Origin of the sequence: Photobacterium sanguinicancri (assembly GCF_024346675.1) — a bacterium.
GTDB lineage: Bacteria > Pseudomonadota > Gammaproteobacteria > Enterobacterales > Vibrionaceae > Photobacterium > Photobacterium sanguinicancri.
In genome coordinates this window covers 52555-65747 of sequence record NZ_AP024851.1, presented here as the reverse complement: position 1 = coordinate 65747, position 13193 = coordinate 52555, and the positions used below count along the sequence as shown (strand labels likewise).

Here is a 13193-nt window from a genome sequence, read left to right as displayed (position 1 = left end):
TAACAAAAAGACTCCATACAAACGGTTATGGCTCTAACAGCTAAAATTTGGCGCAGTTTCATCCCGTTTCGTGCCAGCCTCATCACTGGCACGATTTTGTCCAGAAACTTCACAATTGGCACATCGTAACTCAGAAGTGCCCCAAACCTTCACAGAACCTGCACACGGAACATCTGAGCAGTACACCAATAGACCAAGTTAATCTAATCCGTACTTTGTTCTCTTATACGGAATTTTTCCGTAATTCGACCCCGCAATTATATGCCGATTCACATAACAGGTTGATACCCGTTGAGTTTTATAATAAATGGCAGCAACATAGACGGAAAAAGTCCGTCTATAAAGCAATGATCTAGGAGGTGATTTTGCTAGATTTACTCAAAAAAGTTGTTCTAATTAACCTATTAGCGGCTCTTGTTGTTGTCGCTCTAGCCCAGTTTGTTCCATTCTTTGCTACGACACAATTGGTCGACTTTCTTTTCTTTGTTGTCATCGTCATATGGGTTTTAGCGAAGCTAATGTGGGAAGGTGGCATCCATAGTAAGACGACTCGGTTCGATGACACTAGAACAGATAAAGTCTACAAAATGGTAGAGGGACACGATTTCGAAAAAGACGAACGCGAGCACTATCGAATGAACTACCAGACAGGCTTGGTTTTCTTCATCGCTGGTCTGCCAGCGTTTATAGCTTGTTTAGTTCTTCAATTTTTATGAGCACGAGCATAACAAACGACTAAAGTTTCAAGATACTTTTTCTAATCAGGACGAAACGGTTTAGAGCAGCACACCTAAAACGTTTCTGTCCAGAATCGTTACAGTCTGATTTTTAACTCATGGCACTTTTTACACCGAATATTTTCAGAAAACCGCACTTTTCACACCGAAAGCGAGTACTCGCCCCTTTTTACTTACGATTGCTTGATAGCATCACGGTTTTGAAGGTAAATGTCGTAGTTCTAGAGTTCACTTAGGGCCGTTGCAAGTTATCTAGAAAAGCTAACCTTGATCGATAATTTACCCCGCACAATATAAGTGACAGCTATCACTCCAACAGCATTAAAGAAGCTCAAATCAGGTAAGGTGGGATGAATACTGGACACCAGGCCATTCCATACAACAACGAGAATGATTGAATTAAGAACGATATTGATGCTCATAACGAGTAGGCTCGTCATACCAAATGCAATCAACGCTTCTTTAATTTTCATCTTTGCCTCACTTCACATTTAGCTCGAACATACAAAACAGTGAACGCTTCTCCCCTACGCTCGTCGCAATCCTTCTAAGCACTTCACCTGCTTCAACAGCTGTAGCCAAAATTCATCAATAGTTTCACGTGCATCATCGTCATTAACGAAAGAATACGAGAACTGAACCTTCGACGGTTTAAATCCATCACTGCAGGTTTGGTGTACACACAATTGAAATGCACATTGGAGGCTAAACAAGTCCGATTGCTTGGGGAGCGAATACATAACCCTTCTAACCTCTTCATCTCGATAAAAGGCGACGGATAGAGCCAACAGACGAAAGCTATACCAATGTGTAATGAGCTGACTTTGGCTGACATAAAGCCCGTACTCATGCATCACCAGCGTTAAATCGAAACCAGTAGGTACTCTTAGTTCATGCTCAAGATTTAAAATATTGGGTATATCCATACTAGCCCTCCATCAATTTGCTATTTTTCAAATCGGAGCAATACTGTATATAAAAACAGTATAGAGCTAATTTATGAGGTTGGAGTCAAATGGCTAGATATCACAACCACCAAATCAAATTAACACCAAGATATATTGAGGCGATTCACGAACTGTTAGAAGCCGAACTCGAGATGATGCAAGAGCAAGATAAAGACTATAGCGACTGCTGGTCTTGGGGCATCTGCACCATCGGCAATTTTTCAAAACCAAACCATCTTTATCTTACATTTGGTGATGAAGAATCGAGGCCGAAGGGTATGAGCCAGGATACCTGTGTTCGAGAAGGCGATTAACAGCACCAATCTAAGGTAGCTCTAGATAATCGAACCCAATACGACCGCAAATTAAGCGAGGCTCTCACATGAAACATATAGTACTAAACCGAATTAAAACCCCTGACGAGACAATCTTGATTAGCCAACATCGTCACGATTATGTCACTTACGTTGATAAGAATGGAGAGACCTATATGGTAGACGGGGGTACGGATGAGCTACGACGCAACGTTAATACCGAGCCATTTGAGGAGCTATCCATCTACTCTGATGCGCCTCATTATGAAGTTAGGCAAGGTTTCTTTTGGGGAACACGAGGTAAAGACGGTAATCAACCTGTCGAATTCAAGCCTCTAAAAACTCTTGATACCGATCACATTGAAGCCATTATTCAGACACAAAAAAATCAGCCTCGCTGGAGGATTGAAATATTCAAAGCGGAATTGGCATTTCGCAAAAAAAGCAGTTAATGATGTTCACGAAATAATAGCTCTAGGTACCTCAACGGCCTGACATTACGACTACAGACTATTTAACCTAAAACTCAAAGTGAGCTAACCGATTTTGAGGAAAGACACGAGCAAGCACTGCAGACGTACAATATAAACATATGGGTACTACCGTCCTCCGATTCGGTTCCCACCTCAGAAAGCTCGAATAATGGCTAAGCTGCTTTATTAAAGTAAAAGAGCACTCTACAGCTTAGCATTACTGCTGTTTCACACTGTATATACAAAAATATTGTATAGAGATAAGTAAATGGCTGTACTTTTTCTCAATCTGCGTATCAGCTTTATTACAATTCAGTTTGTCGAGAGCGACGTCAACACGTCCTTGGACAAAGGTGAGTTAACAGCTCACGAAACAAGTACAGAAAGAGTATCTAGAGATTCGAACTCTCGATTGCAAAATACCAAGCATAAGCTATTTGATTTCAATTGCTTAATAATATGGCAACTACGAGATTTGTACCACTTCTAGGGCGTCTAAAGGAGCACGATTAGCAAGTGTGATACCCAACAAACCTTTTATGCAAGCAGTTGAGCAGCGATCTCTAAAGTGGCAGTATGTAACAATATGAGTCAACGAGAGTAAGTCATGAGCGCACACGCAGAACAAAACCAAGCAGCTGACCTCTTGGTAACCAAATGTACGAACCCTACCTGTGAGCACACCTTCCTTAGCCGCAATCCTGTCTTCGTAGGTGGGAACTCCAGTAACATTACTGTCCGAGGAACACGAGTTCGATGTGAGCGCTGTGGGTCTTGGGCGATTCAGCAGGATTGGGATATCGACTCACAAGGTAACTTTCAGTTACGGGAGGTGGTGAACGAGATACGCAACTTCGACAATGTTGTACGTCTGAGAGAGTTCCAAGAGTATGTAACTGAAGCGGCTAATGATGAGATCACCGCTAACGAGTTAGCAGATGCCTTGAGTGAAGTAGACCCAAGGTTTGCTAAGTTTAAAAGCTACATCAAGTCCCTGCCAAAGAAAGACCTCAAGAAAGTAATCGAAACACTACTCTTGGTATTAACCCTTGTGTTCACCATCGCTAGCTACTTAGAACAGTCAGAGGCCAACGAACTCACTAGGGAGTCTAATGCAACGCAATTAGAAGCTGTTTCTATCCAACAAAAACAGTACGAGCTGGACGAGCGTAAATTTGAAGCTGAACAATCACAACGTGACTCAAACCAAAGGGTTTCAGAATTGGAAGAGCAAATAGAATCTCTGCTGAACTCCTTAGAAGAAGCTCCAGTTGGAGATAAGCCCAAGCAGAATGTCCAACCACCTAAAACATCACCAACGCAACCGAAGTGTAACTTGAAAGGAAGCCAACGAAACAAGCCTTGCTTCTGTGGAAGTGGATTGAAAGCTAAGAAGTGCCACCCCTATGGATTACAACGAGCTTAACCACTAGACAATCGTAGCGGTTAACACAAAAGGTATGGGTGTAATCAAACTATCATCAGGCCGTACCATCAAAGGTTAAGTTAAGGTTAAGATTTGGGTACACCATGATGAGTAGCACGTTAAAACTAAACGAGTACATTCCCGACCCGTAACTCATTTTGGGGCACTTCTGTGTTACGAAGTGCCAACTGTGAAGGTTCTGGACAAAAACGTGTCAGTGACTTTGCTAAATTAGTGATTTTTGAATTACTTCAAATATGGCAAAGTCACTTAATGGTGTGCCCAGTATCAACTTGTGCAGATCAGAAAAGTAATAGCAAACTATTTTAGGCACCAAGGCGAAAAGGATTGTGGCCAGCTTCAAGTGGAGTTGTAACAGTATGTACCCCTTGCATGAACGGGGTATCTACTTATGGTCAGTAAAAAATATCGATTCACAATCCTACATTCTTGGACTAGTCCAAGAATAACACAACGATTTCTGTGGCTTGTTGCCACACAGTGTATGATCCTAACATAAAGAGCACGAGTGAAATGCAGAACCATGTTTCTTGCCAAGCCAAGAAATTGCTTAATTTAGGCTTTTGTCGTTGTAAGTCTCCTCCGAAGTCGTTTAATAACTCCACTTCATCCTTTCTGTAGCCTAACCATGAAAAAATGTTGGAAATGGTTATCAAGAAGAAAAAAACAGATACAAACAGCATTAGTAACGAAGCTCCCTCTAGTAAAAGGAGTACAGTTTCTTGCGTAACTAACTCAGGCTCCTTCAGGTGATATGTAGCTATCGCAAAAACTACTGAAAATAGGCCGATTAGAACTTTCACGAGTAGTGTTATGTTGGCGTGTAAAGCAGTATCAAGATGCATCTGCTTTTGCTGAATAAATTTATACCTTTCTATAACAAGCTCTTTTGTTAGCTCACTGGGCATATAAAGATCCTTTAAATTAGACATCTAAGACTAGCTTTATAGTAATACTCTTTGCATATGGTAGCTACTCAATCTAACATAAAAGACTGTTTTGTAGGGAAAATAAGTGCAAATGATGAGCATAAAACAGATACTAGAGAGCAGAAAACAAGAGCAGATCGGGCGAGATTTATACAAACTGACTAGTGATATAGAGAGCTTTGCTGAGGGGCATTTAAAGCGGGTTCTGCAAGTACTTACTGAGTTTGATATCCATGACATTTCTCACAGTAGAAAAGTCATTGAAAATATTGAATTAATATTAGGTGATGAGATTCTCAATTCATTATCATCATTTGAGTTATTTTTCTTACTAACCTCATCTTACCTTCATGATTGTGCTATGGCTCCTGCCGAGTGGGAGCTAAATTTAATGAAGATGACAGAGGGTAGCGATAAATACTTTGATAATGAATCATCGGTTAAGAATGACCTCAAGCAACCTTATAGTTATCAACAAGCACTTACTTTTATCGATGATCTTTGGGTCGAATTAAAGGTTGATTTAAGCTGGGATTTTTGTCCTGACAGTGAAAATGAATTAAAAAGAGAATTAGCGTCATTATTAATAGAATATCAGAAGTTTAGAAATGGTTTTAAAGACTCGTTTGAATACGTTAAATCTCAAGGTGATTTCTCGAAATTAAATGACCAGATTAGAATAGATTTTATTAGATGTAATCATCATATAAGAATTGAAAAGTATGTAAAGAATTTATCTAGAAAATTTGGAGAAGTCATAGGTCAACCAGCTTGGGGCAAAAAAATAACAAATGATTTATCCTCTATATGTCGATCTCATGGTGAAAACTTAGAATATATATTTAAATTGGATAAAGAGTCTCAATATGTTGAAGCGAAGTCTACGAATTTACAATTTGTATCCATGATGTTAAGACTTGGGGATATTATTCACTATAGTTTCGATAGAGCACCTATGTCGATATCTAAAGCTAAAGTTTTTGAATCTAACTATAGCTTTCATGAATGGGCAGTAAAAAATAATGGTGTAAGTTACGAAATTAGCAATGGAAGAATATCATTTAAAGCATACTGCACTAATCCAAATGATTATTTTAAGTTACATAAATACTTAGATTATATAGATCAAGAGATCCAAAATTACTTTACATTGAGTAGGCAATGGCAAGATTTATATAAATTCTCTTTGGAAGAAATAGTAAATCGTCATGGAATAAAGAATGATGAAGATGAGTTTTTGCCAGTTAGAGGTTTAAAGTTTAAGATAAATCAGAAACAAATCATTGAACTTTTGATGGGGGTTGGTTTATATAAGGATGAGTATGCTTGTCTTCGAGAATTATATCAAAATGCTCTTGATGCGTGTAGAACCTTAAAAGCCACTCATGATAAGAATCGTTATAAAAAAGAGTTTGAAATTGAGTTTGGTTTAGAAAAGATCGATGATGATATGTATTTGTATTGTCGAGATAATGGTGTTGGGATGAATGAAGACATCATAGAGAACTATTTACTGAATATCGGTAATTCATATTACAAATCACCAGTCTTTTATCGAGAACAAGCAAATTACTCTAGTGATTTCACTCCTACTTCACAGTTTGGTATTGGTATACTATCTTGCTTTATGCTAGGGGAAAGAATTGATATTGTAACCAAAAAAGAAAACCGTAAGCTTATAAGTTGTTCAATTGAAGGGCCACATGAAACTTTCTACTATAGGAAGAATGACATTGTAGATGAAGAATTAATTGGTGAATCAGGTACAATTATTAGGGTACTTCTAAAAAATGAATTTAAATCAAAAATATCAGATAGGTCGATAGATAATATTGATCTGATTAAAATAACCAAAAGAAATAGCTTTGAGTATAAATACCTTCCTGAAAAATATAATGATTACAGAGGTATTATTGATGATTTAGATGATCATTTGTACTTTAAAGTTGATGACTTTGTTACATCCACATTTGAAGATATTAAAGTATATGTTAAAACTGTAGATTCAGGTTGCCGTCTTAGTATTCACAACAAACCATATGCTTTCGATTATAAAAAACTTAACCTACTGAATCATAAGGATTATATAAATGCACTTTTGATAAAGAGTGCTACGAAAAATGATTTTGTGTACTCTGATTTTATTGATTCCGTTAATCATTACAACCTGAAGGTTGAGTATCAAGGTATTATCATAAACGTGGTAATATGTCTTCCAAAGAAAGAATTATCAATAAATTCTTCCCGTTTTTTGAATGATATCCCAGTTATTGGTTTTCAGCAGGTAAGTATTGATGGGATATCTGTCGATAGCAATAGTTTTCATTTTGATAGTCCTATTTATGGTTTGGCACGGATTGGAAGCTTGAACTTTACTGGAAAAGTCAGACCTCAACTATCTGTTGATAGAAAGTCTATAACTTCAGTGCCAAAAGAACTAGATTCATATTGTGACAATATATTAGATAGTTTAATTGACCTTGTTTTAGATCAACTAGAAGATCACCTTAAATTAGAAGGCATATCTCATGGAACTAATTTATTTAATGAATGTGTTTCATATGCTTTTGATTTATTTAACTTTAAGAATGATATCTTCTTTCCGAAGTTTTTATCTAGGAAGTTGTCCAAACTGAGCTGGGATGGATTTAGTGGAATCACTTTAAAAGAAAAGAGCATCAAAGAATTCTTGCTTTCAGATTATGAGATCATATCTCACCCAAATAAAAGTGGAATGGATTATGTATCAAAAACTATAATTAATTCAAAGATTATTAACTCAGATAGTGTTACGGTAAACAAAGATGAAGTTATTATTAAATCTAGTTTGCAAAATGGAAGCTCTATGAAACTAATGCTTCACACCACCGATAGTGATAGGGAGAATCGAGAAATTTTATTCCCAACATCTAATTGGAATGTTGAAAATCCTGAGTATGATATTGTAACAAGCGTACTGCCTTGTATTTCAAACAATTTGTATGATTGTATTTGCTCAGACTTCTTTGGTGAGAAAAGAGAAAAATATATTACAATTGCTAAATACTCAAATGGTCTAGGTGCATTCTTCAAACAAGATCCTCTTTTAGTGCATCACAATATGGGGTTGTACCTTGAGGATAATCATGGTTTTAATAAGCCGAAGAAATCAAATGTATATTCATTCAATAAACATCGCTCAGAATTTCATCTTTCTGAAGTAAATGACTATGAACCAAATAATAAAACTAGAATAATGGTCTATGTTTTTATATCTCCTCGTAAAATGGAAAATCATGATATTGATAGACTCTATACCTTTGTCACTTCAGATCCAGAGTATGTTAATGGAGTGAATAATGGGTGGAGCGTTTTGATGACAGGCATGAAAGAATATAATATGGTTATTAAGCCAGGAGTGAACTCTCGTGATGAATTATTAAAAATGATTCCTGATGAATTTTGGAAAGAATATTCTGAATATAACTTTCAGTTTTGTGATGGTAGCCCTGCGAATCCATTGCCGTAGCAATCTAAATAATTAAAATAACTCTGCTCTTTAAGTACTAGCTACATTATTTTTATTTCCCATAGACTCCCCGTTAACTTTGGGGAGTGTGGGAATAAATCACCTTTGATACTTTGGCATGCAGTAGTAATAAATTACAACTAGCCGTAGGTTTCAATGTTTATACCTTGTTCTGCTCTGAAAAAATATTTTATAAGTTTGTGATGTTGATTCCCTGTTACCTCTAAATCATCCAGAGTTACCCATGTTTCGTCTTTCAAACACAAATCAACAGCTTAAATGTAAAAGAGTAGGCTTGAGGGGCTATGCGCAGCCCAGTCGATGGATACAGTATTAGTACACCACTTTGGATAACTTTTGGTAGGGCAAAAGCGTATTAACAGGATGTGAATAAATATTTGCTCTAACGCGAAATGGGGCATTTCCAAGTTAACCATTAAAGCTGAACCATGCTAACTGCACTTTCCTCACGAAAACCTCCTAAAAATCACCCAAACTGGAAACCGGAATTTCGCCAAACTCATCGAATTTTTATAAGTCCTTTAGAAACAAATAGATAAGACAAAAAAGCCAGTCCAGTTTGGCCGGAAAGAATCCAGAACAGGACTGGAAACCACAAAAAATCGAAGATTTTTATTGTTCGCAACTTGATCATTTCAATAGTTCTTGTAGTATTGAACTCATGAACAGAGATAACGCTACGAAAGTTTTTGAATCCCTTTCTTCTGGTGTGCGTTTAGATGCTTGGCGTCTATTAGTCAAAGCGGGAAGTAAGGGCCTTGTGGCTGGCGAAATGGCGACCGAGATGGGTGTAGCACCAAACTCATTGTCATTTCATTTAAAGGCCATGTTCCATGCGGGGTTAGTAACAGTAACCAAAGAAGGGCGCTTCCAACGTTACCGCGCTGACATTCCTTTAATGCTTGATTTGATCGCGTACATGACAGAAGCATGCTGTGAAGATGAAAATAACGCCACATGCTCTCCACCATCGTCTAGCTCCATTTGTCCGAGCTGCGATCAAACACTCACTCAGGAACCAAGCCCTGAGTAATCTCGCCATTCAATAACTGAATTGGTTTAACTATTTAATGAATACACTTCCCTTTCAATAAGGGGAGTCGTATTCACTCACCTTTCGTTTACTGAAAGTTTGTTCGCAAAACGACGGTATATAAATTCAAGGAACATAGCATGGGTATTTTCGAACGCTTTTTAAGTGTATGGGTTGGCCTAGGTATGATTGTCGGCCTTTTTGCTGGCGTACTATTTCCCGACACTTTTATCACTTTGGGTGATCTCCAATACGCACAGATCAATTTAGTGATTGCTGTGCTTATCTGGTTAATGATTTACCCAATGATGATGCAGGTTGATTTCACTTCGGTAAAAAACGTTCATCGTCGCCCTAAAGGGTTGATCATTACGGTGGTGGTTAACTGGCTGATCAAGCCTTTCTCTATGGCGCTGCTCGCGATGCTGTTCATGCGCTACATTTTTGGCCCGTGGATCAGTCCTGAACTTGGTGATCAATACATTGCAGGGATGATCTTGCTAGGCGTGGCACCTTGTACCGCGATGGTGTTTGTTTGGAGCCAGCTAACCAAAGGCGATGCAAACTACACCTTAGTGCAAGTGTCGATCAATGATTTGATCATGGTGGTGGCGTTCGCACCACTGGCTGCCTTTTTACTTGGGGTGACAGATGTAACCGTGCCTTGGGATACCTTAATCTTATCGGTATCACTGTTTGTTGTGGTGCCTTTAGTGGCTGGTGTTATCACCCGTCGCGTTGTGAATGATCAAACTAAGCTCGATAAGCTTGGCGCGACCTTAAAGCCATTTTCAATTGTGGGTTTAGTCGGTACGGTGATTTTACTGTTTGGCTTCCAAGCACAAACCATTATAGATAATCCGCTTGATATCGTGCTCATTGCTGTGCCGTTATTGATTCAAACGTATCTGATTTTTGCTGTAACTTACATCTGGATGAAGAAATGGGGACAACCACATAATGTCGCGGCACCTGGTGCCATGATAGGTGCATCTAACTTCTTTGAACTTGCGGTAGCCGTGGCGATTAGCCTATTTGGTATCCACTCTGGGGCGGCGTTAGCGACAGTCGTGGGTGTGTTAGTTGAAGTACCCGTGATGCTGTCGTTAGTCGCTTACGCTAATAAAACGCGCAATGATTTTGCGGTAAGCGAAGCAACAAGCTAAGCACTTCAGATTTAATAATGTATCTTAATAAAAACGGCTTACCATCTGCTGGTAAGCCGTTTTTCTATTTAGCGCCATACTACCCATTATCTTGAACCTGTTGAACTTAGCTCTACTGGGTATAAGTTACATAAGCTTAAAACTGAGTTGACTCACAATCGTAATAGTTTGCTTGTGCATCACTTAAAATGGTGACAGGTACACCCATCACAGAAACTTCTGTTGGGATATCTAGGTGCACATAGTTAGCGCCTAGCTCGACTGCTGGCTCTAAGACCTCACCAACTAAACGCTCCATACCAAGATTTGGTGTTGCGCGATCTGTGATTTTCCATTCACGTACTTCATTAAGTAGCAATTTACATTGCATCGCTTCTTTTGGTACCGCTTGGCCGATCAGTACTTCAGTACCATTTTGGCTGGTATGGCTTTCAACCAAACTTTCAGCAATGCTTGAACAACCCGCTGTTACTGCTAATACACTACCAATTAATAACACTTTTTTAAGTTGAGTCATGTTCTGCTCTTATTATGTTTAACAACGAACCTATAGTACAGTGTACATTTGGTAATAATCAATAGGTTTGATGAAAAACATTATACTTTTTACTTAAACTGCTCCCTAAGCCAAGCCCGCAGTAGTAGTACAGTTTCACGCCGTAGCTTATCGGGTCGACATACAAAGTAAAAATCTTGATAAGGGTTTAAGACTGATGGACCTACTTCTGTTAACACACCATGAGTTATATCGTCACGGACAAATTGGCGATGGGTAATGAGCACGCCTAACCGGCGAATCGTCGCTTGTACCGCTTGAATCGAAGCCGAGAAGGTTAAGTTATTTTGCTGATGAGGTAATGCTATGCCATTCGCCTCACACCACACCTGCCAATCATGTTTACGCCTATCATTGGTGACAAAAATGGGCGGAAAATAATTGAGTAACTGTTTGGCTGCATCGATGGAATTGGGGGCTGCTTTCAGGATGGTTTTCAATGTTGGATCGGTGACTTGCTCGATCATTTGAGGGCTACACACCATGATCAATTCATCGTCCCCTAGCTTTTCGCAATAATAGTCCTGCCATTCCTTCGGCTTACCATGGATAAGCGCAATATCGACCCCTTCACGCTCTAATTCAAAGCTGCCGAGAATATTAGAAATACGCACATCAAGCTCTGGCATGGCTTGCTGAAAGTCAGGCACCCGTGGGATCCACCAATGCAGCGCGAGTGAGTGAACCATGTTAATGGTCAGGTGCTTGTCGTGATGAATATCAACCAAGTCTTCTGTGGCTTCTACGATTTGTTCCAGTGCTGGCGCGACTTTTCGGTAATACTTTTTTCCCACTTGGTTAAGCTCAACCCGTCGACCAATCCGATTAAATAATGGCTGATCAACCTGCTTTTCAAGTGCTTTTATGGCTTGGCTTATTGCCGAATGACTTACGCACAATACAGCGGCGGCTTCCGTCATGCTGCCCATTTCAGCCACAGCAACAAAAGCATATATTGATTTAAGCGGTACAAGCTTTCTCATCTGTAAGTTTTCCTAACATAGCTGTTCACTATTACTCGCTTTTTCTCTGGCATCAGGCCGCGTAGCCTTACCACATAGCAGGAGAAAAGCATGACGACAGATTACCGCCCCACTTTATTTATGATTGCCAGTACATTTACCCTATCGCTTAATGGCGTGTTAGCGAAATGGCTCAGTCATACCTTTACCGCAGAGTGGTTAAGTTTTCTACGCTTTGCTATTCCAGCCATAATACTCTTCATTTTCTTGGCTTTTCAACATTGGCAACTACCACCGCGTAACATGTGGAAAGGCTTATTGGTACGCGCACTGTGTATTTCAGCTAGCCAATGGTGTTTCTTATACGCAATCGATCATCTCACCTTGGTCGAAACCGTGGTGCTATTCAGCACTGGGCCTTTGTTTATTCCTTTGTTAGAAAAACTGTTTTTTGGAGCCTCGATAAAATCAGCCACTTTCCTGAATCTTATCTTGATGTTTATCGGGGTGATGTTGCAAGCGGGCAACTCACAAGGTTTTGAATTGAAGCCCGAGTTATTACTTGGTTTAGCGGCGGGGATTTTTAATGCGGGATCACAGCTTAGCCTATACCGTGCCAGTAAAGGCAGCCTGTCTCCTTCGGCTTTAAATGCGTGGACATTCAGTCTGGCGGCACTCATTTTACTGCCTGTGGTTGCGACAAGCGCAGTATCAGGCCAAGCGGTATTGGCGCATATGATGCCTTGGCAACAGACTCTCGAATCAGAAAGTGTCATTAATGGCCTTACTGTATTCGCTGTACCTGTCATGCTGCTGTTACTTTCGTTGTGCATCATCAATACCCAAGTGATGCGAGCAAAAGCGTACCGATTAGCTGAATCAGGCTCTCAGCTGGCACCGCTTATTTTTACTAACTTGTTGTTCACTGTCGTTTGGCAAGTCACCTTATTTGATCAAGCGATGCCATGGAATAAAGTGGCAGGCGTTAGCATCATAGTGTTTGCAAGCTTGCTACATACCTTCCTTCCTATTATGAAGAAACGCGTTACGCTCGATCCCGCTCGCTAATGCTGCTACTGTTTTGATAATACAGATGAAAG

13 protein-coding genes are annotated in these 13193 nt (G+C 39.4%); 8 read left to right on the top strand and 5 right to left on the bottom strand.

What is annotated here, in order from left to right; genetic code table 11:
• The first annotated feature begins 365 nt into the window (after positions 1-365).
• Positions 366-716: a hypothetical protein gene (locus tag OCU87_RS17300; protein ID WP_261858915.1), complete on the top strand. Its 351-nt coding sequence runs from the start codon at positions 366-368 to the stop codon at positions 714-716.
• Between the two features lie 269 nt (positions 717-985).
• Here OCU87_RS17300 and OCU87_RS17295 read toward each other — a convergent pair whose 3' ends face one another.
• Both OCU87_RS17295 and OCU87_RS17290 read right to left on the bottom strand, forming a co-directional pair.
• Positions 986-1210 carry a hypothetical protein gene (locus OCU87_RS17295; protein WP_261858914.1) on the bottom strand — a complete coding sequence of 75 codons (225 nt, stop codon included), beginning with the start codon at positions 1208-1210 and terminating at the stop codon, positions 986-988.
• Between the two features lie 54 nt (positions 1211-1264).
• A complete protein-coding gene (locus OCU87_RS17290; RefSeq protein WP_261858913.1) occupies positions 1265-1663 on the bottom strand; it encodes a hypothetical protein in 399 nt (132 codons plus the stop codon).
• An 89-nt stretch (positions 1664-1752) separates the two neighbouring features.
• Here OCU87_RS17290 and OCU87_RS17285 point away from each other — a divergent pair, with 89 nt between their 5' ends.
• The 3 genes from OCU87_RS17285 (at position 1753) to OCU87_RS17275 (ending at position 3897) form a co-directional block, all read left to right on the top strand.
• On the top strand, positions 1753-1998 hold the full coding sequence (locus OCU87_RS17285) for a hypothetical protein (RefSeq protein ID WP_107302962.1): 246 nt from the start codon (positions 1753-1755) through the stop codon (positions 1996-1998).
• Between the two features lie 68 nt (positions 1999-2066).
• Positions 2067-2450, top strand: coding sequence for a hypothetical protein (locus OCU87_RS17280; protein ID WP_261858912.1), 384 nt, complete (start codon positions 2067-2069; stop codon positions 2448-2450).
• Positions 2451-3306: 856 nt separating this feature from the next.
• On the top strand, positions 3307-3897 hold the full coding sequence (locus tag OCU87_RS17275) for an SEC-C domain-containing protein (RefSeq protein ID WP_261858911.1): 591 nt from the start codon (positions 3307-3309) through the stop codon (positions 3895-3897).
• Positions 3898-4352: 455 nt separating this feature from the next.
• On the opposite strand, the gene OCU87_RS17270 is transcribed toward OCU87_RS17275, so the two are convergent.
• Positions 4353-4826, bottom strand: a complete 474-nt coding sequence (locus OCU87_RS17270; protein ID WP_261858910.1) for a hypothetical protein — start codon at positions 4824-4826, stop codon at positions 4353-4355.
• Positions 4827-4938: 112 nt separating this feature from the next.
• Here OCU87_RS17270 and OCU87_RS17265 point away from each other — a divergent pair, with 112 nt between their 5' ends.
• The 3 genes from OCU87_RS17265 (at position 4939) to arsB (ending at position 10575) form a co-directional block, all read left to right on the top strand.
• Positions 4939-8355 (top strand): HD domain-containing protein, encoded by a 3417-nt coding sequence (locus OCU87_RS17265; RefSeq protein WP_261859368.1) that lies wholly within the window; start codon positions 4939-4941, stop codon positions 8353-8355.
• A 682-nt stretch (positions 8356-9037) separates the two neighbouring features.
• Positions 9038-9409 carry an ArsR/SmtB family transcription factor gene (locus tag OCU87_RS17260; protein ID WP_261858909.1) on the top strand — a complete coding sequence of 124 codons (372 nt, stop codon included), beginning with the start codon at positions 9038-9040 and terminating at the stop codon, positions 9407-9409.
• Between the two features lie 140 nt (positions 9410-9549).
• On the top strand, positions 9550-10575 hold the full coding sequence (arsB, locus tag OCU87_RS17255; protein WP_261858908.1) for an ACR3 family arsenite efflux transporter: 1026 nt from the start codon (positions 9550-9552) through the stop codon (positions 10573-10575).
• Positions 10576-10711: 136 nt separating this feature from the next.
• Here the strand turns inward: arsB and OCU87_RS17250 are convergent, their stop codons facing one another.
• Both OCU87_RS17250 and OCU87_RS17245 read right to left on the bottom strand, forming a co-directional pair.
• A complete protein-coding gene (locus OCU87_RS17250; RefSeq protein ID WP_261858907.1) occupies positions 10712-11092 on the bottom strand; it encodes a hypothetical protein in 381 nt (126 codons plus the stop codon).
• Positions 11093-11181: 89 nt separating this feature from the next.
• Complete coding sequence (locus tag OCU87_RS17245) at positions 11182-12114, bottom strand: LysR substrate-binding domain-containing protein (RefSeq protein ID WP_062691606.1); 933 nt, start codon at positions 12112-12114, stop codon at positions 11182-11184.
• Positions 12115-12204: 90 nt separating this feature from the next.
• Between OCU87_RS17245 and OCU87_RS17240 the strand changes: the two genes are divergently transcribed.
• Positions 12205-13161: a DMT family transporter gene (locus OCU87_RS17240; RefSeq protein WP_261858906.1), complete on the top strand. Its 957-nt coding sequence runs from the start codon at positions 12205-12207 to the stop codon at positions 13159-13161.
• The last annotated feature ends 32 nt before the right edge of the window (positions 13162-13193 follow it).